Origin of the sequence: Streptomyces sp. NPDC059373 (assembly GCF_042751495.1) — a bacterium.
Lineage (GTDB): Bacteria > Actinomycetota > Actinomycetes > Streptomycetales > Streptomycetaceae > Actinacidiphila.
Genome location: NZ_JBHYXC010000002.1, coordinates 553,306 through 573,508 on the forward strand (window position 1 = coordinate 553,306; position 20,203 = coordinate 573,508).

A 20,203-nucleotide genomic window follows, 5' to 3' on the forward strand; every position below is an offset into this window, starting at 1 on the left:
TTGTGTATAAGAGACAGGTTGTCCACCGCGCATGCCCTCGCCCAGGGGGGCGAGGGACCGGCTGGTTCCCGCACGAGGGCGCGCGGGAACCAGCCGGACCTGCGGCACCAGGGGGCGCCACAGGCCGGACCCACCAGCGAGCCCGAGCCCGCCTTCCCCGACCGCCGGCCACGCCGCCGCCCCTACCAGCCCAAGCAACGCAAGGACAGCATCACCGCCCGCTACACACCGCAGGAGAAGGCCGAAGTCACCGCCGCCGCGAAGGCGGCCAACGTCTTCCCCGCAGGGTTCCTCGCCGACGCCGGCCTGGCCGCCGCACGCGGCCACCTGCCCGCCTTCCGCGCCAACGACCAGCTGGACCAGGCGATCGACGAACTCGCGGCCCTGCGCACCCAGATCTCCCGCGTCGGCAACAACATCAACCAGATCGCCCGCGTCTACAACACCGACGGCCAACCCCGCCCCGGCGAACTCCACCAGGCCCTCGCCCACCTGGTCCGCACCCTGACCCGCATCGACGACGCCGCCCACGACCTCGTACACAAGCGAACCCGATGATCCCCAACATCCGGCGCGGCTCACGCACCCGAGGCCTGCTCCACTACCTCTACGACACCCGCAACCCCGACCACACCGACCCCCACCTCATCGCCTCCTGGGACGGCTTCGCCCCCGACCCCGGACGCGACCGAGACCTCGACCTCACCACCGGTCTCACCCAGCTCACCCGCGCCCTGGACCTGCGCGTCAACCAGCTCGGCGACCGCGCCCCCACCAAACACGTCTGGCACTGCTCCGTCCGTACCGCCCCCGAAGACCGGCACCTCACCGACGCCGAATGGGGCGACATCACCCGCCGCATCCTGCACGCCACCGGCATCGCGCCCGAAGACGACCCGGACGGCTGCCGCTGGGTCGCCGTCCGCCACGCCGACGACCACATCCATATCCTGGCCACCACCGTCCGAGGCGATCTGCGCCAACCCCGCAGCGCCTGGGACTTCAATCGCTCCCAGGCCGAATGCCGCAAGATCGAAAAGGACTACGGCCTCACCCAGCTCAACCACGGAGACGGCACAGCCGCAAAGCGCCCCACCCGCGCCGAAACGGAGAAAGCCCACCGCACCGGCCGCCAGCGCACCGCCCGCGAACACCTGCGCACCACCGTCCGCACCATGGTCGCCGTCGCCACCACCCCGGAAGAGTTCGTCGACCTCCTCTCCCGGACCGAGGGGGTGCTGGTGGAGATCCAGCACTTCCCTTCCGGCGACGTACGCGGCTACAAGGTCGCCCTCGAAAACGACACCAACGCCGCAGGCCAGCCCATCTGGTTCTCCGGCTCCACCCTCGCCCCCGACCTGTCCTTCCCCAAGATCCACGAACGCCTGACCGCCACCGAACCCCAGCCCACCACCCAGCAGCCCGGCGGCCGGCGCAGGCCCGATCCCTGGCACCAGGCCACCGCCGCCGCCGAACGCATCCCCACCCTCCTCGACCGAGACGACGACCAAGCCGCCCAGGCCCACCTCGCCGCCTTCGGCGAAGCCCTCGACGCCCTCCCCCTCATCGCCCCCGCAGCCATCCGCCCACAACTGCGCCAGGCCGCCAACGCCTTCGAACGCGCCACCCGCTCCCGCATTCACGCCGAACACCACCACGCCCGCGCCCTACGCGGCGCCATCCGCGCCATGCTCCGCGAACCCACAACCCCAGACGGCACCGGCCTCGCGATGTTCCTCGACGCAGCCGTCCTCATCGTCATCGCCGCCACCCGCTGGCACCACCTCCGACACCACGACCAACAAGTGGCCGCCACCCGCCAGACCCTGGCCCACCTGCAGGACGCCTACCAGCAAGCCGCAGCAGCACCCCTGGCCATCCTGGCTCAGCGCACACCACCGGCCCACACGATCGAACGCCACGCCCAGCACCTACGCGCCTACCTGCCCGAGCACGCCGAACAGGTCCTCGACGACACCAACTGGAGGGCACTCGCCGCCGCCCTGACCAGCGCCGAAGCCGCAGGCCACGACCCCAAACGCCTCCTCCAGCAAGCCGCCGACGAGCGAGCCCTGAACGACGCCCACTCGCCCGCACAAGCCCTCACCTGGCGCATCCACCGACTCACCCAACGGCCCGCCCCCAGCGCCCGAGCCCGCGCTGCACAAGCCCGCACAACGGCAATGACGCAGGCACCAGACCTCACCCACGCCGAGCCGATTCCACGGCCCCGAACTGACTCGATGCCAGGCCCCCGTCGACACCGCTAATTCAGTGTCAGCCACTGAGGACCTGGGCACCTCTGCCGCCACTCCAGCCCGGCAGGGGTGGCCTTCAGTCGAAAACGTACCGCCTGAGTGAATAGCGTGTCTCACAGAAGCGCTTGTGCAAGAAGTTAGACATCAACTAAAGTGCAACGCGTAGTGAAGTGCTCCAATGCGAAGTCCGGCCCGAGGAGTCGTCCGCATGAGTGTGCCTATTTCCCCCTGGGCAACCGACGTGTTCGGCAAACAGGCGCTGGCAGTCCGTGTGCTCCTGGGCCAGGCGCTGCGGAACATGCAGGCCAATGCTCAGGCTGCGCAGGAGCAAACCGATTCCCGCACCAACCACACCTACGGTTCGGCTCGGTGGCAGGGCCAGTTCGAGCGTGTGCAAGAGGAACTCAAGGATCTGCCGGGTGCCACACCCGTCCGGCCGTTCGGGTTCCCGTTCGAGCTCATGCTCATCGGCCACGGGCTGATCTATCCGTTCCTATACGCAAAGACCAAGTCGGATGTGCGGACGGCGCGCGTACCAAGCGAGTCCCGGCTGGTGAAGGAGCTGTTCACCCTCGCGCCCGAGTCAGCCCATGTACAGGACACGTTCGAGCTCGACGGCTTTGATGAGAACGGCGAGACGGTGGAGCGACGCGGTGGCCTCGCGACCGTGCCGCCTGACACGCGTCTGATCGTGGTTCCCTTCGCCTGCAACGCCTCCGAACTGCTGCAGGCCCACTGGGGCATCGCCGCATTGGGCGAGGAACGGCACCTGGACTGGAAGACCACCCCCGAGCCCCTCGCCCTGCCCGCTACCGTCACCTCGCAGAGTCAGCGCCTGACCAGCATCCCCACGCAGCCGAGATCGCCCGAACGGGAACACACCAGTTTCAACGACGGAACAGAGCCATCTCTTACGCTGTCGTCACGCGCGGAGGCGGACCGGCTGCGGGACGTTCCGCCGCAGACCGAAGCAGGACCAGCCGACGACCAGACCAACGAAGGCGATGCGACCCACTAAGCAAGACCTCATCCCGGGCCTGGAGGAGCGGGGCACAACGCCCCGTGCCATTTCCGACGGCTTCGATCCCGCCCGACTCACGCAAGCACGCCGGCTGGCCGAGATGACGAAGAAGGACGTCGCAGCAGGGCTGGGGGTGACTCCGGCGGCGGTGGGCCAGTATGAGACGGGGGTGTCCCGTCCCCGCCCCGAGCTGATCCCCCGTCTCGCTGAAATTCTCGGGGTTCCCGCCACCTTCTTCTTGCTCGGCCGTCCGGCAAACCGGCTCGACGCCTCCATGGCCCACTTCCGCAGCCTGCGCAGCACGCCAAAGTCCCAGCGCGAGCGAGCGCTAGCCTTCGCCGAACAGGTGTGGGAACTGACCTACGCATTGGAGCTGAGGATTCAGCTACCACTCGTGGATCTGCCTGGTTTCGCAGGCGGGGAGGTCCATCCCGGGGCTGAACTACCCACTGACCCAGCCGACGCGGCACGTGAGCTGCGTCAACACTGGGGAATGGGAGACGGCCCCGTCACCCATCTGGTGCGCCGCATGGAATCCCACGGCATCGTCGTGGTGATGCCGCCTGCGTCCGACCCCTCAGCCGCGACCGTGGACGCGTTCTCAACGCGGGCGGCCCGACCGCTTGTGATTCTCACGGCCAATCGGGCCGACGACGTTTACCGGCACCGCTTCACAGCAGCTCACGAACTCGGCCACCTGGTGCTTCACGGCGACGCCACCGGCGACAGCCGACAGGAAAAGGAAGCCGACGCCTTCGCGGCGGAGTTCTTGACCCCTCACACCAGCATCTTGCCGCTGCTGCCCAAGCGGATGGATCTGGCGCGGCTCGCCGAGCTCCGGCAGGTCTGGGGCGTCTCCATTCACTCGCTCGTCTACCGGTGCCGTGAGCTGGGACTGATTTCCGACGCCACCGCCAGCCGGACGTACCAGCGCCTACGGGCCTTGGAAGGCCAGCCCGGCTTTACCGCTGAGTCCGTGGCGAACTTCTCAGGCGAACAGCCCTCGCTCCTGCGACAGGCTTACGAGCTGGCCTCCAAGGAAGCAGACCTGTCAGTGGCCGCGCTCGCGCACGAACTGGCCTGGACGAGCAAACGTGTCCGCGAGCTGCTAGCCGTTCAAGAACAGCGGCCCGTTCTACACCTCGTGCAATAGCTCTACGGCACCGTCCCGGCCTGCCCGCGAACGTCTTCGTGGGCAGGCATGCCCTTAGAGGGCGTTTCGTCCCATTGTTTCATCCCGTATTGCCGGTTTAGCGATGGTTTAGGTGCCACGCCAGGTGGGGGTGGATTCGCCGGTCAGTCTGCGGGCCATGAGGTCGATCATCGCAAGGTGGATCATGGCTTCTGAGCGGTGCGGGCAGGCTTCATAGTCACGGGCCAGGCGGCGGTGCTGCATGAGCCAGCCCAGCGTCCGCTCCATCGCCCAAGCACACTGCGCTTATGGATAGTCAAAGCAGCGAGTGGACACCGATAATCGGCCGTGAGGGCCTGCAGCGGTTGGTCGTTGTGGCCCGACGGTTGCGGGGCCGGCTGAGCGACGAGGGGAACAGGTCGTCATGCGCGACGACAGTGACGTCGGCCCCAGAGGACGATTCCGGTGGTGCCGGACGGGCAGGTGTGGGCAGCGCTGCCGGAGGTGAGCCGGCAGATGGCGGTGGGGCACTTGGTGCGGCCGGCGAGCCGTGCGTTGTCGGCCGCCGCGACGGTGAATGAGCGGGACCGGCGATGACCTCGGTGACGCCGTGGGAGCGGTCCGGCAGCAAGATCGACGACCGTCACCTGCAGCGGCTCGCGGTGATCTATATCCGTCAGTCCACCCGCCAGCAGCTCGTCGACCACCAGGAGTCGACCCGGTTGCAGTACGCACTGGTGGACCGGGCGGTCGCGCTGGGCTGGCCGGCGGACCGGGTCCTGGTGATCGACGAGGACCTGGGCAAGTCGGGGTCGAGTGCGGTGGCCCGCACGGGCTTCCAGCGTCTGGTCACCGAGATCGGGCTGGACCACGTCGGTCTCGTGCTGGGGATCGAGATGTCCCGCCTGGCCCGCTCCGGCAAGGACTGGTACCAGCTGATCGAGCTGTGCGCCCTGTCCGGTGCGGTGCTGGCGGACACCGACGGGATCTACGACCCGGCCGAGTACAACGACCGGCTGCTGCTGGGGCTCAAGGGCACGATGAGCGAGGCCGAACTTCACCTGATCAAGCAGCGGATGTGGAGCGGGCGCCTGAACAAGGCCCGCCGCGGCGAGCTGGCCTTCCCCCTGCCCAGCGGTTACGTCCGCCGCCCGTCCGGAGAGGTCGCCTTTGATCCGGACGAGCAGGTGCAGACCGTGATCCGCCTGATCTTCGCGCAGTTCGAGCGGCTCGGCACGTTGCACGGCGTGCTGCGCTATCTCGTCGAGAACGACATCCAGTTGGGCATCCGGCTGCGGGAGGGACCGGACAAGGGCACCCTGGAATGGCGAAGGCCGAACCGGATGACGCTGCAGACCCTGCTGCACAATCCCGCCTATGCCGGCATCTACGCCTACGGGCGGCGCCGGGTCGACCCGCGCCGCCAGGACCCGGCCCGGCCGAGCACCGGACGGGTCGTCCGATCCCGGGACGGATGGCATGTGGTGATCCCGAATGTCCTGCCCGCCTACATCAACGTCGCCCAGTTCGAGGCGAACGAAGCGAAACTGGCTGCCAACCGCGCCCGCGCCGAAGCCATGGGCGCGGTGCGAGGCGGCCCCGCGCTCACGGCCGGGCTCGTGCACTGCGGACGTTGCAACCGGCGCATGAGCGTGCGCTACCACACCCAGCACAGCAAGGCCCTGCCCGAATACGTGTGCACCCGGGACATGACCAACTACGGCGCCCAGAAGAGCTGCCAGCTGCTCAACTCCGCCTGCGTGGACGCCTTCGTCGAACAGCAGGTCCTCGCGGCACTGACGCCCGCCGCCGTCGAGGTGTCCCTGCGCGCGGCCGAGCAGGTCCTGGCCGAGCGGGCCGAGCTGGAACGGCTGTGGTCGCAACGGCTGGAACGCGCCGCACAGGACGCCGACCGGGCCCGCCGCAGCCACCATCTCGCCGAACCGGAGAACCGCCTGGTCGTGCGCCATCTGGAGAAGGAATGGGAGGACGCACTCGCCGCCCAGCAGCGGCTCCGCGAGGACTACGACCGTTTCACCCGCAGCAGCCCGCACATCCTCACTCCGGCCGAGCGGCAGACCATCACGGCTCTGGCCGGCGACATCGAGGGCTTATGGCGTGCGCACAGCACCACGACAGCGGACCGCAAGGAGATCATCCGCGCGGTCGTCGACAAGGTCGTCGTCACCGTGCTCGGCACCAGCGAGCAGGTGAAGGTCACGATCGTCTGGGCCGGCGGGACGAATACGGCGGGAGAGGTCATCCGCCCGGTCCAGCGGCTGGAACAGCTCAGCTACTACCCGCAACTGACCGATCGGATCCGCGAACTCGCAGGCCAGGACATAGGAGCCAACGGGATCGCCGACCGCCTGGAAGCTGAGGGCTTCCGGCCCGCGAAGGGCGGCAAGCGAATCTCCGCTGCCACCGTCCGCGACCTCATGCGCCGCCTCGCCTGCCCCGCAGGCCGTGTCCACCAGCACCGCCCCGCACCACCCGGCGAGGAGCCCGGCCCGGACGAGTGGTGGCTCAAGCACCTGGCCGCCGAGCTGGACATGACCACCTCCACCCTCTACGTCTGGATCCACCGCGGTTGGATCACCACCCGCCGGGAGAGCTGCTGGCCCCACCGGCTCATCGCCCACGCCGACCAGCAAGAACTCGCGGAACTCCGCGAACGCCGCACACGTCCGCCTGGCTGGTACAGCCGCCGCATCTGGACCGAGACCGCCGAAACAGCAGGCCAACAGACTCCATGAGTGCACTGTGCTTGACAGATCTCTGCCACCCAGCGCCTGGGCAGCACCACGAATCCCTGCATGTCGTCGGTGCGTTTGACGATCTCCAAGGTCAGCGCGAGTTTCTGACGGCACCAGTCGACGAGGGAGCCGGTGTAGCCGCCGTCGGCCCAGACGAGGGTGATGTCGCGGTGCAGGCGGCGCAGCCGCCTCAGCAGGCCCACGGCGGCGTCCCGGTCGCCGATGTTCGCGGCGGTGACCGCGACGACCAGGAGCAGACCGAGGGTGTCGGTCACGATGTGCCGTTTGCGGCCCGGCACCTTCTTCCCGCCGTCGTAGCCGCGGGAGGCGGCCGGCACCGTCGCGGCGGCCCGCACCGACTGCGCGTCGATGATTCCCGCCGTGGGTTCGACCTCGCGGCCTTCGTGCTCACGGACCTTCCCGCGCAGCCGGTCGTGGAACTCGGTGATCAGCCCGTGCTCGCGCCAGCGGCAGAAGAAGGCGTAGACCCGGCCCCAGTCGGGGAAGTCCGTGGGCATCGCCCGCCACGAGATCCCGCCCGCGACCAGGTAGCGGATCGCGTCGAGCAGTTGGCGGTGGCAGTAGCCCTCGGGCTGCCCGCCTCTGCCCTGGAGCCAGGCCGGCACCGGCAGCAGCGGCCGGATGGCCGCCCACTCCGCGTCCGTCATGTCCGACGGATACCGGCGTTCCCGGTCGGGATGGTCGGCCGCGTTGCCGTACACGTGCGCGAGGCAATCACACGATGGTGCAGCCGAGTTGAACTGGACGGGCTCGGACGCGTACAACAACGACACCAGGGCCTCCCGGCATTGCTTGGTTAGATTCGCATCCCCGAGCTACCGAGAGGCCCTGTCTTCATGCGCGCACAACGGGAAGATCACCCCGGCGAGAAACCTGTTCGACCCACACGTTCCATGATCGGTTGAGATACGGCTTCTCAGTACACCCCACACGGCGGGGCAACTTGTGGGAGACCGTCGTGCTCATTCTCGGCGTGATCTTCTGTATCGTGGCTCTGAGTGTGGCAGTAGTCGGTGCCTCCAAAGCAGCTGGCGGGAACGGGCGACCGACCATCACCAGCGTTCAAACTCGAAGGCCCTCGATCCGATCTGAAACTGAGGTTCGACATGGGCGGCCCAAGCGGAGATCATCCGACATCATCGACGTGTGGACACAGTGGGCGCTGCTGGTAGCCGCCGCGAACACCGGCGCCGATGGAGATCCAGAACTCCTTTGAGTCGGAGAGGTGGCCGCCGAGGGTGTGCCATGACAACCCTGGGTACTCGGTGCGCAGCGCGGCAAGGCCAGCGGTAGCCAGTCCGCACCGCTGGTAAGGCGGTTGGGTGTAGGGCTGCTCGACCCAGCCAAGTCGGCAGCGCCGGCAGACCTGGTAGTCGACCTCGAAGGCGAAGTCGCCGTGCAGGTTGGCCGCGCGCTGACGCCAGCCCAACCGCTCGCCCGAAACCGTGTCCTGCCACGGTGTGCTGAGCTCGGGCACGACCGGCGGGCCGTGGCGGCGGCCCAGCCGCCCACCACTGATCCACTGCAGTACTTTGCGCCAGGGTTCCCGCCCGGACACGCGCCCAACCTGGCGAGCCTGCCCAGCAAGGCGTAGCACTGCCTGCATGTCGTCGTCGATTGCCATGCCCTCATCGTGCCCGACCAATCGCGAGGGGTATCCAGCCATTGCTCAGACCCGGACAGATCGTCCGCGTCTCCGCCGGTTGCTTCCGTCACCCTGAGCCGAGCAACGCAGGGATCGTCCGAGTCCTCGGCCCAGTCCGTCTCGGTGCCGCGTCGCTATCGTGGGGGACGCCCCTACATCACGGGAGGCAGTTCGTATGCGTGGTCTCGGAGATCACCTGAGCATCGGCGAGCGGATCGCCTTTCACCGCAAACGCCGTGGCTACACGCAGCAGGTACTGGCCGGGCTTGTCGGCCGCAGCACTGACTGGCTGGCGAAAGCGGAGTCCGGTCGGCGGAAGCCGCCGCGTATCGACATGCTTGCCGAACTGGCACGCGTGCTCCGAGTACCCCTTGGGGAATTGGTCGGCCAACCCGTGCTCATGGAGGACGACAGGCAACAGGACGACGTCCCGGCCGTGCGGGACGCGTTGATGAGTCCGCGTCGTCTGTCCCGGTTGTTGTTCGGCCCGGAGGCCGAGGCACAACTCCCAATCCCGGGCCCGGTGGCTGAGCTCGTAGAACAGGCGTGGAACGACTACCAGGCGGGGCGGCTCGGCAAGGTGATCGCCGGGCTCCCCGGTCTTCTGCAGACTGCCCAAGAGCTTGAGGACCGCGCTGCGCGGTCGGCAGCAGAACGCCGGGACTGCTGGGCTGTCTCCTCCCGGGTCCATCACCTGGCCGCCACGACGCTTGCCAAGATCGGCGAGTCTGATATCTCGTGGCTCGCGGCTGAACGCGCCATGCGGGCGGCTGACGAATCGGGCGACCCGCTGGTGGTGGCGTCCGCCGCGCGCTCCGGTGCCCATGCCCTGCTGGCCAATGGCCGGTATGACGAAGCGATGGAATTGGGTCAGACGGCGTCGGCGTGGTTGTCGGTCCAAGTCGACGAGAGCGATCCAGCCGCTCTGAGTCTGCTGGGCATGATCCATCTTCGGGCAGCCATTGCCGCCGCGCGGCACCAGGACCGGCCTACGGCGACGAGCCTGCTGAACCGGGCCGAGGCGCTCGCCGAGCAACTCGGCTCGGATGAGAACTACTGGCAGACGAGCTTCGGGCCAACGAATGTCGTGCTGCACCGGCTCTCCGCGGAACTGGACCTGGACAACGTCTCCTACGTCGTGGAACACGGTCGGATCGACGTGGACCACATGCCTGCGGAGCGAGGCGTCTCCCACCGCATCGACTTCGCCCGCGCCCTGTCGCTGGCGCGGCAAGGGGACAACGCCTTCGCGGAGCTGCGTACCGCCGAACGCGCGTCGCCGCAGCTCGTACGGAACAATCCCCGTGTGCGAGACACGCTGCGCGACCTGATCAAGCAGTCCCCGGTCGCCGGCAGCGCTCGTTCGTCGGAGTTGTTCATGATGGCTCAACGATGCAGGGCGGTGCAGTGAACAGCAAGAAGCGCGGAGTCCTGGGAGTCGTGGGCACAAGCGCCGGCGGAGTCGAGGACTTGCGGACCGGGCTCGTCGAACCGGCTCTGGCGCGCGGGTGGCAAGTCGCCGTGACGCTCACGCCCACGGCGGGCCGTTGGCTGCGGATGAGCGGCGAGGCCGACCGGCTGGAGAAGCTGACGGGCTTGCCCGTACGCGACGGGCCACGGCTGCCCGGCGAGGCGAGGCCGCACCCGAACGTCGACTGCTACGTGGTCGCCCCTGCCAGCGCGAACACGGTGGCGAAACTCGCGACGGGCATTGCCGACAACCAGGCGCTGACGCAAGTCGGAGAAGCCATAGGCACCCTGGGGTTGCCCGTGGTCGTCTTTCCGCGGGTGAACGCAGCCCATGCCCGCCACCCTGCCTGGCGGCGCCACATCGCAGCGCTCCAGGAGGCAGATGTCCACCTCGTCTACGGCCCGGACGTCTGGCCGCTGCACGAGCCACGGGAGGCGCCCGCCGGGCGCGACCTGCCTTGGGCCGCGGTGCTGGACGCCATTGACCGAGCCGTGGAATGACGGTTCGTCAACCTTTCTGAGCTGCATGAACAGAGGACCCGGACAAACTGTCCGGGTCCTCTGTTCATGGCGCATCGAAGCTTGCTGCCATGCCGGACATGCCCAAGCAGCACAGCGCGGGGAGCACACAGATGGACCACCGCACCCAGCGGTACGGCCCGCTCGAGCCCGCCGATGCCGTCGTCCGCGCTGCCGAGGTCCGGAGACACCTGGAGGCACAGCCACAGGCGACGGAAACCCTCCCCAACGAGGAAACCACGGCCGCCGGGACCGGGCGCCGACGGGAGATGAGCGTGGACATCGCCCCGCAACTCCACCTTGTAGCCCGCGTACGACACGCGGTAGTCGGCGCCCTCCGGCTGTGGGGTGTCCTAGGGATCGCGGACGACATGGGGCTGATCGCGACGGAGCTCGTCGGCAACGCCATCCGGCACGGCTCGGGCGACGGCGTCGGAGTGCTGCTGGCCGTACAGGACGGTCTCGCCCTTCTGGAGGTCACCGACGGCACCAGGGAGGAGCCGACCCACCGCCAGCCCGAAGACGGGGACGAGGACGGCCGGGGGCTGCTGATCGTCCGCGCGCTCGCCAAGGACTGTGGGTGGCGGATCAACGGCCGGGGCGGCACAACCGTCTGGGCCACTATGCCCTTCCCTCTCAGGAGGGCCGCATGAGGTCTGACTCCAGCCCGGGGGAGGATGCGCGTGTCCGGTTCGCCTGCGAGTGCTTCGCCTGGGGCGAGTTGCCTGGTGGCGGGAGCGCGTACGTGCGGCCCATGCACTGGATCAGCAGGATCACGGCCCTGGACGTCGATACGGCGGCGGCCTGGGTAATGGATCGCCTCGATCTGCTGGCCATGCTGCTGGACGAGCCATCCATCCACCGAGCACCACGGCAGATGGACGGTCCCGATGCCCGGTGGTGGGTAGCGGCCACGCTGCGCGCGGGCAGAAGTCTGGAGCTGGACATCACCGACTCCGAACAGGTCCGCTACCAGGTCGTCGTCATCCCCGTACGCCGGCGCTGCCGGACACCGCCTCGTGCGCGCTCACCTGCTGTCGCGACAGCCGCCGCATAGACCGCTGTCCCCGCCGCCCGGGCCCCCTACCCCGGGCGCCGGGGACAGCGCACCACGCCGCCTCTCTGAGGGGCGGCGGCCCCTCTGATCTGACGCCACCGCGGGGCGCGCACCGCTGAGAAGGAGAGAGTTCGTGAATATCGTCCCTGGCATGACGACTGACAGCTCGAAGTCCCCCATGTCCGAACAGCAGTTGCGCGACGCGATGGTCGAGGAACTGATTGAGCTGGGTGCCGCCCGGAGCCCGCATGTGGTGGACGCGTTCCGCCGGATTCCCCGGCACCTGGCCAGTCCCGGTGAGGAGATGGGCAAGGCGTACCAGGCGGAAAACGCCGCGATCACCAAGAAGGACGCTGACGGTGTGGCCATCAGCTCGGTGTCCGCTGCCCGCATCCAGGCCATGCAGATCGAGCAGGCGGACGTCCAGCCAGGAATGCGGATTCTGGAGATCGGCTCCGGGGGTGTCAACGCCGCCTACCTTGCTGAGATCGTCGGCCCGCAGGGCCTGGTCGTCACTGTGGACATCGACCGCGACGTCACCGCGCACGCTGAACGGTTCCTGGCGGAGTCCGGATATGACCGGCGGGTGCTGGTTGTCACCGCCGACGGCGAGTACGGCATGACCGAGCACGCCCCGTATGACCGCATCATCGTTACCGTGCAGGCCGCCGACATCCCGCCGGCCTGGGTCGAGCAGCTCGTCGACGGCGGCCGGCTCGTCGTGCCGCTGCGGATGCGCGGCATGACCCGCACCGTCGCGCTCGTCCGGCACGGCGACCGCCTCGTGAGCGACAGCGTCGAGCTGTGCGGCTTCGTACCGATGCAGGGCGCCGGGGAGAACCGCGTCCGCCTTGTCCTGCTCCACGACATCAAGGGTGAAGAGGTCGGCCTGCGCCTGGACGGGCACCCGGACCCGGACGTCGACGGGCTCCGGGCCGCTCTGGGCAGCCCCCGCCTCGAAGCCTGGACAGGGGTGACGCTCGCCGGCGACGAGTCGAACGAGCACCTGGATCTATGGCTTACGACCGCGCTGGACAACCTGCCGCTGCTAGCCGGGACACCTGCCGCCCGCGAGCGCGGCCTGATCGCATCGGTGTCGCCGCTCGGCGTGCCCACGCTCGTTGACGGGGACAGCTTCGCCTACCGCACGGTACGCCGCACCGACGACCCGGAGCGGTTCGAGCTCGGCGCTATCGGCCACGGGCCGCAGGGCCAGAAAGTCGCCGAACGGCTGGTCGAGGAGATCCAGCTCTGGGACCGCGAACACCGTGGCGACCGGGCCCAGGTCGAGATCCACCCGGCGGGCACGCCGCACGAGCAGCTTCCCGCGGGCCGCATCGTCGACCGGCCGCACACGCGGGTCCTGATCACCTGGCCGTAGCGCCGAGAGCGCTGTGGACCGGGCAGTAAAGGCACAAGTAAGGCACATCCCACCACCTGCACAGGAGGATATCGAGATGGCACCGCAGGGCAGCATCACGCTCAAGGCCGCCACGGACTTCGCGGCCGGCTCCGACTCGGACTTCGACCTCAACATCGAGATCATCGCGTCCGCCCCGGTCGTGGCCGGGCTGCTGAACGACACCGGCGACGGCTGCGGCTCGACCTGCCAGTCCGCCTGCTCCAACAGCACCTGCATCGGCGGCTGACCCACGCACCTGTGGGGCCGGGCCGGATCCCTCCGCCCGGCCCCACATCGCCGAGCCCGAGACGACCAAGGAGGCACTGCGATGTACCACGCCGTTGACGCGGCTCTGATCAGAGCCGCCGCACGGCCTCTGGCTGCCCAGCTGCCTACCTGGCCGGACCTGGACGGCAGCACCCTCGGCGACGCGGAACGCTGGCGAGCGTGGATCGGCGAGGTCTGGGCGGACGACGCCACGGCGGCGGCGATCGAGATCGCCAGCCCCCCGCTGGTCGAGGCCGTGCACGGTGTGCTCGACGGCCATGTGCAACGTCCCCGGGCAGTCCGGCGCACAGTCATCTCCCTGGTGCGCTACCTGCTGCGGATGCAGCACCGCGCCACGCCGTTCGGCCTGTTCGCCGGCCCCGCGCCCATACGCCTCGGACACCAGACCAAAGCCCACTGCGGCACCAGACATCGGGCTTTCGCCCGAGCAGACGCCGAGTGGCTCGCCGAGATCGTCACCACCCTGGAGGAGAACACTGATCTGCTGCGGCGCTTGCCCGTGATCGCCGACTCCACCTGCATCGTCCGAGGCGGCACAGTCGCAGTACCGCATCAGCCGGGCAAAGACGGCCCTGCCGAGGTCACCCTGCGGCGCACCCCTGCAGTCGAGACGGTCCTTGAGATCGCCCGCTCCGCGATCACGGTCGAGGACATCGTGGCCAAACTGCGCGCCGACTACCCCGACACCCCTGCCGCCGTGATCGAGGACATGGCGCATGGCCTTGTCTCACACCGGATCCTGATCACCAGCCTGCGTGCGCCCATGACCACCGACGATGCTCTGGGCCACGTCGTGGCCCAGCTCGACGCCGCCGACGCCCAGACCATCCCCTCAGCGGCAGCCACCCTCGCGCAGCTCCGGCAGATCCAGCAGCTTCTTCTCCGGCACGACTCCGCCTCCGTCTCCGAGCAGCGGACCCTCCGCATGGAGGCCACCCGGCGTATGACGGCCATGACCGGCGTGGCCGGGCGCACTCTGGTGGCGAATCTGCGGCCCGACTGCGATGTCGTCCTGCCCGCCGCCGTCACCCAGGAAGCAGAACGCGCCCTGGAGGTCATGGCCCGGATCACGCCGTACTCAGCCGGGCCTCCAGCCTGGCTGGACTACCGCACCCGCTTCCTGGAGCGCTACAGCATGGGCGCCCTGGTGCCGCTCCGCGACCTCACCGATCCCGACATCGGTCTCGGCTTCCCGGCTGGCTACCGCGACTCTGTCCTCAACCGTCCCGTCCAGGCCACCAGCCGCCGGGACGAACACCTCCTCGCCCTCGCCCAGGACGCTGCCGCTAACCACGTCCGAGAGATCGTCCTGATGGAAGACGACCTCGCCGAGCTCACTGCCGGTGACGTCACCCAGGTCTCCGCCCACGTTGAGCTGTGCTTCACCGTGCTCGCCACCTCCCTGGACGCCCTGCAACAAGGCCAATTCGCACTGAGCCTCGCGGGCCTTTCCCAGTCAGCCGGCACCACGACTGGCCGGTTCCTGGAGATGCTGGAGCAGCCCGACCGCGAGCGCATGACAGCCGCGTACGCTGCCCTGCCGACCCTCACTGCCAACGCGGAGCGCGCGCAGGTCTCCGCCCCGCCGCTTCGCCTGCGCACCCAGAACGTCAGCCGGGCCCCCGCCGTCGTGCCGCACCTGCTCGCGCTGGGCGAGCACAACCCGGCCGCCACCCTCGACTTGGACGACCTCGCCGTGACAGCGGACTCCCAGCGCCTCTACCTGGCCTCGCTGTCCACGGGCAAGCTGATCGAGCCGTCGGTGATGAACGCCGTCGAACTCACCAACGCTACCCACCCCTTGGTCCGCTTCGTCGCTGAGGTGCACCGCTCGCACACCGCCGTGCTGGCCCCCTTTGTCTGGGGCGCCGCCGCCCGGTTGCCGTTCCTGCCCGAAGTCCGCGTCGGCCGCACGATCCTCTCGCCCGCCTGCTGGCGGCTCCGGCGGCGCGACATCGGCCACCAGGACGGGCCTGGCTGGCTGCGGGACTTCACGCACTGGCGCTGCCGCTACGGCGTGCCCCGCACCGTCTTCATCGGCTCCGATGACCAGCGCCTCCGGCTCGGCCTCGACAACCCGACCCATCTGCAACTGCTCCGCATGGAGCTGAAGCGCACCGGCACGGTAACCCTGTACGAGGCGCCCGAGGAGGACGCGTACGGCTGGCTGGGCCGCACGCACGAAATCACCATGCCGTTCGCCTCCACCCTGCCGCCCGTGGCCCACCACACCCGGCAATTGGTCGTCACACGCCGCGACCACGGGCGCCTGCCCGGCACATCCCCGTGGGCGTACCTCAAGGTCTACTGCCACCCCGAGCGCGTCCGGGAAATCCTGACCGCGCATCTGCCCGCCCTGTTTCAGGAATGGGAAGGCAGCACACCCCAGTGGTGGTTCACGCGGTACCGCGACACCGGAACCCATCTCCGCCTACGGCTCCGGCTGCCGGGGCCGCACGCCTTCGGCGGCACCGTTCAGCGCGTCGGGGCGTGGGCGGCAGCACTCCGCAACGCCGGACTGGTCAGCCACATCCAGTGGGACACCGACGAGCCCGAGACCGGCCGCTACGGCAGCGGCCACCTGCTGGAAGCCGCAGAACAGTACTTCGCCGCCGACTCCACCGCCGCCACCGCCCAGATGGCGCTCGGCCTTCCGACTGGCCTGCGTCCGGCCGTGATCGCGGCGAGCTACGTGGACATCGCTGCCGCCTTCACCGGCAACCCAGCAGCCGGACGCCGCTGGCTGGTCGAGCACCTGCTCAAGGCTGAGGGCACGGCGCCGCCGCGCGAAGTCCAAGCGCAGGCCGTACGTCTGTCCTCCCTGGACAGCGGCTTCTCCGCACTGCGCTCCCTGCCAGGAGGCGAGCAGGTCGCCGCCGCCTGGGCCCACCGCCGCGACGCCCTACACACCTACCGGACCGCGCTCACCGACCACGGTGCGGACCCGGCCACGGTCCTGCCGTCCCTGCTGCACATGCACTACAACCGGGCCGCCGGCATCGACCCCGACGGCGAAGCCATCTGCCGCCGCCTGGCACGTGCCGCTGCCCTGTCCTGGACCGCACGCGCCGAAGGAGCACCGCGGTGACGGCCGCCCCGCCCCTCCTCAACACGGACGCCGCCACGCGGCAATCCCTCGCCCACGGTCCCCTCGGCATCGCCCTGCTCCACATCGAACGCGCCCGCCAAGGCACCGGATCGTGGCAGTCGGTCCACCGCCAACTCGCCGGCATCGGCCCCTTGATTGATGCGGGCGAGGCCAGCCTGTTCCTCGGCGCACCCGCGATGGCATACGTCCTGCACTTGGCTGCCGCCGACACTGGCCGGTACACCAGCGCCCTCCACACCCTGGACCGGATCGTGGCCACGCACACCCTCCGCCGTCTGGACGTCGCCCACGCCCGCATCGACAAGGGCGAGCCGACCAGCTTCACCGAGTACGACCTGCTGCGCGGCCTGACCGGCCTCGGCGCACTCCTCCTACGCCGCGCCCCGGAAAGCGCAGAGCTCAAGGGGGTCCTGGAGTATCTGGTGCGGTTGACCGAGCCGCTGCCCCGGCCCGACGGACGGACGCTCCCGGGCTGGTGGGTGTGGCACAGCCCGGTGAACCTCAGCGCACCCACCCCCGGCGGCCACGCCAACGCCGGCCTGGCCCACGGCATCACCGGCCCCCTGGCCCTGCTCGCGCTCGCCAAGCTGCGCGGCATCACCGTGCCCGGCCACCAGGAGGCGATGCAGCGGATCTGCCGCTGGCTGGACCGCATACGCCACAGCGACCGCCACGGAACCTGCTGGCCACGCTGGGTCACCGCGACCGCATCGATCCCCACCCACCCGGGGGTGCCGTCTTGGTGCTACGGCACCCCCGGCCTCGCCCGCGCCCAGCAACTCACCGCTCTGGCCCTCGGAGACGCCCCCCGTAAACGCATGGCGGAACGGGCACTCCTGTACTGCCTGGCCGACCCCCTCCAGCTCGACCAGCTCACCGACCGCGGTCTGTGCCACGGCGTCTGCGGCCTGCTCCGCGTTGTCCAACGCGTCGCCGAGGACGCCGACAAACCCGACGCCTTCACCAACCACCTCGCGCAACTCCGCGAATGCTTCCTGACCGCAGGGCCCCCGGCAGAGACCGGATTCCTCGAAGGAGCAGCCGGAGCGGTCCTCGCCTTCCAGGACGCCGAAGCGGGCACGGCGCCTGCCAGTGACTGGGACGCTTGCCTACTCCTCATCTGACTACGCCCGGAGAAGAGACCTGGTGGACCTGGACAGCAGCGCGGCCGAGCAGGCCATCCTGGCCGTCCTCACCGGCACGCCTATCGTGGAGGCCGCTCGCTGGGTGCGCGCCTCTCCCGAACGTCTCGCGGAAGCCGTCGAGCTGTACCGCGACGCCGGACGCGCCACCCTCGACGCACGGCCTGACTCCTCTGGCTGGCAGCAGACAAACATCGAATTCGCCTACTACCCGACCGCCGACCGCGTCTTCCGTACCTACCTTCTGCCACCACTGCGACAGGCAGAGGACACCGGGAGGATCGGGTCCTGGTGGTTCATCCGCAAGTACCCTTGCTGGCGCCTCCGCCTCACTCCCGGTCCACAGGCGCTGGTCGAGGGCATGACGAAACCGATCGCCGAGGCCCTCGACAGCGCGATCTCGCGAGGCGTCGTCAAGAGCTGGCGGCCGTCGTCCTACGAGCCAGAGACCACGGCGTTCGGTGGCCCGGACGGCATGCACATCGCCCACGCCTTGTTCCACGCAGACAGTGTCGGAGTGCTCGACTACTTGCAGCCCACGGGCACAAACAGCAGCGGATTCTTGGATCCCAAAGCGACTTCGCTCCTCGTTATCAGTCTCTTCCTACGTGCCGCCGGCCAGGAATGGAGCGAACAAGGCGATGTGTGGGCACGCGTCGAAATGGCAAGGCCCCTGCCGGACGACGTTCCAACAGAGCGCGTGACCGCCATGACCGGTTCGCTCCGCAAGCTCCTCACGATCGACACCTCCTCCTACGCGGTCAGCACCCTTCTGGCGCCCCTCGCCGAATGGACTGACGCGATGACGCAGGGTGGCCAGGCCCTCGGCCAAGCGGGACGCGAAGGGCGGCTCGGCCTCGGAACACGCAACATCCTGGCCCGACATGTCATTTTCCACTGGAACCGCATGGGCTTCACCACACGCCAGCAAGCCATCTGGGCGAGAGCAGCGCGGGAGACAATCCTCGGAGACTCGCCATGCACAGGGATGATGCGTTCTCAACTGGCGAGATGATCCGATCGCCTGCGTGCGCGCTGTCGCCGACGGTTCAACTGGGGTATGGACGGCGACTCCCTGGACGAGGCCGTGGACGCCGCTCGGCTGGTACGTGGACGACGGTCGACGAACCCGACGACACGCTGCTCGACGGATTAACCAACGGTTCAGGCGGACAGAGCACCACCAGGGCCTATTGTGAGCCGCTTACAGGTACCGGGCAGGTCGGCGTACAATTCAGGAAACAGTGTGTTAATGTCGATGCCTCCAAAATGCGATATTGCGTCGAGCTTTCCAAGCTCCGCCAGCATTCCTCTGTTGAAATCTGACTCCCGAAGTTCGCCATGCCACGCCCAGGAGATATCCATGCCGAGTGCGTTTTCCTCCTGAATGCGGTCCAGTAGCGATCTGGTGAAAGCGTCTTGCCACCCGCCGTATCCGCACACGACTACGTAATGCCCCCGCAGGCGTTCCCGGATTGACCCACCGAGTTTGTGCCGCTGCCGAGTCAACTGCCCCTGGGTGTGCAGCGTGTTGCCCATCCGCCAATAACCGTGTACGTGGGCAATTTCAACCACATCTTCTACGTCGGGGCGCTCTATCCGGCCATCGCCGTCCATCCACTGCGTTGAGGTCCCGCCACCAGACCTCCGCACGGAAATCTCTAGCAAGGGGTCGAAGTTGGTGGTGAGGATAGGTCCCCTCATGGACTCGTCCAACCACGTCAAGAAGCAGCCTAGCGCCTCCGCTCCCTCATTAAGTCGCCACGCCGATCCTTTCCTTGTCTCTATCTTCCGGAGCTCACTCTCATCGAGAAGCAGATTTCTAACCTCATTATCGGTCAGGTTAGCCCGCCCGCGCCAGGCTCGAAGCACGCCCAAGCGAATTATGCGGTTAAGTGAATCCTGGGATTGCCTATGCCTTATGAAGGAAGCGGCTTGCTGATATTTTTCACTCTCTGTCGGGCCTTCGACCTCGGAGTCGAACTTTTCGCGGAGTTTCTCTGTAGGCAGGCTTTCGCGCATGGCGGAAACGTACTCTTCCACCCCAGGAACCGATCCACGGGTTAGACCCGAGCCCACGACGAATGCAACAGGCTTAGTCGGGTCCTCGTCTACCCTATGGATGATTTGGTCATGGAGAGCTGACTGGTCACCAAATAGCATGGTGAGCCCCTTGTCTCGCGACCCATAGGGGACTTTTTAAGACTACGTCTTGCGAGTACGGGATGCATCTTGGCCCCGCATTCTGCCTGGGTAAGTCAACAGCGTTCGCGAATGACCCGACGACGAGGGAGTGCTGGCGCCTGGCCTCGTGCCCACCGCGAGGGCCGACCTCGCCCGGCCGTGCGAGCGCAAGAGCGGCGACGCTCAGCTGGTGACGCGT

Annotated in this window: 16 protein-coding genes and 2 pseudogenes; 14 read left to right on the forward strand and 4 right to left on the reverse strand. The window is 68.3% G+C overall.

Annotation, left to right across the window (positions count from 1 at the left end; genetic code table 11):
• The 4 genes from mobC to ACFXJ5_RS06850 form a co-directional block, all read left to right on the forward strand.
• On the forward strand, window positions 1–558 hold a 558-nt coding region (mobC, locus tag ACFXJ5_RS06835), incomplete at its 5' end, for a plasmid mobilization relaxosome protein MobC (protein WP_384627831.1).
• Window positions 555–2,270, forward strand: a complete 1,716-nt coding sequence (locus ACFXJ5_RS06840) for a relaxase/mobilization nuclease domain-containing protein (RefSeq protein ID WP_384627834.1) — start codon at window positions 555–557, stop codon at window positions 2,268–2,270. The genes mobC and ACFXJ5_RS06840, both read left to right, overlap by 4 nt.
• A 196-nt stretch (window positions 2,271–2,466) precedes the next feature.
• Entirely contained in the window at window positions 2,467–3,276 is an 810-nt protein-coding gene (locus ACFXJ5_RS06845) for a hypothetical protein (protein WP_384627835.1), read from the forward strand.
• On the forward strand, window positions 3,263–4,432 hold the full coding sequence (locus tag ACFXJ5_RS06850) for a helix-turn-helix domain-containing protein (RefSeq protein WP_384627838.1): 1,170 nt from the start codon (window positions 3,263–3,265) through the stop codon (window positions 4,430–4,432). The genes ACFXJ5_RS06845 and ACFXJ5_RS06850 overlap by 14 nt, the downstream gene beginning before the upstream one ends.
• A 108-nt stretch (window positions 4,433–4,540) precedes the next feature.
• Here ACFXJ5_RS06850 and ACFXJ5_RS06855 read toward each other — a convergent pair.
• A pseudogene (locus ACFXJ5_RS06855) lies at window positions 4,541–4,705 on the reverse strand (IS5 family transposase); the annotation flags it as partial.
• Between the two features lie 299 nt (window positions 4,706–5,004).
• Between ACFXJ5_RS06855 and ACFXJ5_RS06860 the strand changes: the two are divergent.
• A pseudogene (locus ACFXJ5_RS06860) lies at window positions 5,005–6,186 on the forward strand (recombinase family protein); the annotation flags it as partial.
• A 794-nt stretch (window positions 6,187–6,980) separates the two neighbouring features.
• On the opposite strand, the gene ACFXJ5_RS06865 reads toward ACFXJ5_RS06860, so the two are convergent.
• Together ACFXJ5_RS06865 and ACFXJ5_RS06870 are read right to left on the reverse strand one after the other, a co-directional pair.
• Window positions 6,981–7,889, reverse strand: coding sequence for an IS5 family transposase (locus ACFXJ5_RS06865; RefSeq protein WP_384627842.1), 909 nt, complete (start codon window positions 7,887–7,889; stop codon window positions 6,981–6,983).
• Window positions 7,890–8,314: 425 nt separating this feature from the next.
• Window positions 8,315–8,812 carry a hypothetical protein gene (locus ACFXJ5_RS06870; RefSeq protein WP_384627845.1) on the reverse strand — a complete coding sequence of 166 codons (498 nt, stop codon included), beginning with the start codon at window positions 8,810–8,812 and terminating at the stop codon, window positions 8,315–8,317.
• Between the two features lie 196 nt (window positions 8,813–9,008).
• Here ACFXJ5_RS06870 and ACFXJ5_RS06875 point away from each other — a divergent pair, with 196 nt between their 5' ends.
• The 9 genes from ACFXJ5_RS06875 to ACFXJ5_RS06915 all read left to right on the forward strand — a co-directional run bounded on the left by ACFXJ5_RS06875 (window position 9,009) and on the right by ACFXJ5_RS06915 (window position 18,835).
• Complete coding sequence (locus tag ACFXJ5_RS06875) at window positions 9,009–10,244, forward strand: helix-turn-helix domain-containing protein (RefSeq protein WP_384627847.1); 1,236 nt, start codon at window positions 9,009–9,011, stop codon at window positions 10,242–10,244.
• Window positions 10,241–10,804 (forward strand): flavoprotein, encoded by a 564-nt coding sequence (locus ACFXJ5_RS06880; RefSeq protein ID WP_459253980.1) that lies wholly within the window; start codon window positions 10,241–10,243, stop codon window positions 10,802–10,804. The genes ACFXJ5_RS06875 and ACFXJ5_RS06880 overlap by 4 nt, the downstream gene beginning before the upstream one ends.
• 98 nt (window positions 10,805–10,902) lie before the next feature.
• Window positions 10,903–11,475, forward strand: a complete 573-nt coding sequence (locus tag ACFXJ5_RS06885) for an ATP-binding protein (RefSeq protein WP_384627852.1) — start codon at window positions 10,903–10,905, stop codon at window positions 11,473–11,475.
• The gene (locus ACFXJ5_RS06890; protein ID WP_384627855.1) at window positions 11,472–11,879 is read left to right on the forward strand and encodes a hypothetical protein; all 408 of its coding nucleotides are present in this window, start codon (window positions 11,472–11,474) and stop codon (window positions 11,877–11,879) included. The genes ACFXJ5_RS06885 and ACFXJ5_RS06890 overlap by 4 nt, the downstream gene beginning before the upstream one ends.
• Before the next feature lie 151 nt (window positions 11,880–12,030).
• A complete protein-coding gene (gene fxlM / locus ACFXJ5_RS06895; protein WP_384627857.1) occupies window positions 12,031–13,260 on the forward strand; it encodes a methyltransferase, FxLD system in 1,230 nt (409 codons plus the stop codon).
• 76 nt (window positions 13,261–13,336) lie between these two features.
• Window positions 13,337–13,528, forward strand: coding sequence for an FxLD family lanthipeptide (locus tag ACFXJ5_RS06900; protein WP_384627860.1), 192 nt, complete (start codon window positions 13,337–13,339; stop codon window positions 13,526–13,528).
• A gap of 81 nt (window positions 13,529–13,609) precedes the next feature.
• Entirely contained in the window at window positions 13,610–16,657 is a 3,048-nt protein-coding gene (locus ACFXJ5_RS06905; RefSeq protein WP_384627862.1) for a lantibiotic dehydratase, read from the forward strand.
• Entirely contained in the window at window positions 16,654–17,802 is a 1,149-nt protein-coding gene (locus ACFXJ5_RS06910; RefSeq protein ID WP_384627863.1) for a lanthionine synthetase C family protein, read from the forward strand. Before ACFXJ5_RS06905 ends, ACFXJ5_RS06910 begins: the two co-directional genes overlap by 4 nt.
• A gap of 22 nt (window positions 17,803–17,824) precedes the next feature.
• Entirely contained in the window at window positions 17,825–18,835 is a 1,011-nt protein-coding gene (locus ACFXJ5_RS06915) for a thiopeptide-type bacteriocin biosynthesis protein (RefSeq protein ID WP_384627866.1), read from the forward strand.
• Window positions 18,836–18,984: 149 nt separating this feature from the next.
• Here the strand turns inward: ACFXJ5_RS06915 and ACFXJ5_RS06920 are convergent, their stop codons facing one another.
• The gene (locus ACFXJ5_RS06920) at window positions 18,985–19,842 is read right to left on the reverse strand and encodes an SIR2 family protein (RefSeq protein ID WP_384627868.1); all 858 of its coding nucleotides are present in this window, start codon (window positions 19,840–19,842) and stop codon (window positions 18,985–18,987) included.
• Window positions 19,843–20,203: the final 361 nt, after the last annotated feature.

Bases quoted from the DNA above. Each gene is read 5' to 3' on its own strand.
- fxlM (WP_384627857.1), top strand. From the start codon at position 12,031: ATGACGACTGACAGCTCGAAGTCCCCCATGTCCGAACAGCAGTTGCGC.
- ACFXJ5_RS06875 (WP_384627847.1), top strand. From the start codon at position 9,009: ATGCGTGGTCTCGGAGATCACCTGAGCATCGGCGAGCGGATCGCCTTT.
- ACFXJ5_RS06885 (WP_384627852.1), top strand. From the start codon at position 10,903: ATGCCCAAGCAGCACAGCGCGGGGAGCACACAGATGGACCACCGCACC.
- ACFXJ5_RS06920 (WP_384627868.1), bottom strand. From the start codon at position 19,842: ATGCGCGAAAGCCTGCCTACAGAGAAACTCCGCGAAAAGTTCGACTCC.
- ACFXJ5_RS06900 (WP_384627860.1), top strand. From the start codon at position 13,337: ATGGCACCGCAGGGCAGCATCACGCTCAAGGCCGCCACGGACTTCGCG.
- ACFXJ5_RS06905 (WP_384627862.1), top strand. From the start codon at position 13,610: ATGTACCACGCCGTTGACGCGGCTCTGATCAGAGCCGCCGCACGGCCT.
- ACFXJ5_RS06870 (WP_384627845.1), bottom strand. From the start codon at position 8,812: ATGGCAATCGACGACGACATGCAGGCAGTGCTACGCCTTGCTGGGCAG.
- ACFXJ5_RS06850 (WP_384627838.1), top strand. From the start codon at position 3,263: ATGCGACCCACTAAGCAAGACCTCATCCCGGGCCTGGAGGAGCGGGGC.
- ACFXJ5_RS06890 (WP_384627855.1), top strand. From the start codon at position 11,472: ATGAGGTCTGACTCCAGCCCGGGGGAGGATGCGCGTGTCCGGTTCGCC.
- ACFXJ5_RS06845 (WP_384627835.1), top strand. From the start codon at position 2,467: ATGAGTGTGCCTATTTCCCCCTGGGCAACCGACGTGTTCGGCAAACAG.
- ACFXJ5_RS06840 (WP_384627834.1), top strand. From the start codon at position 555: ATGATCCCCAACATCCGGCGCGGCTCACGCACCCGAGGCCTGCTCCAC.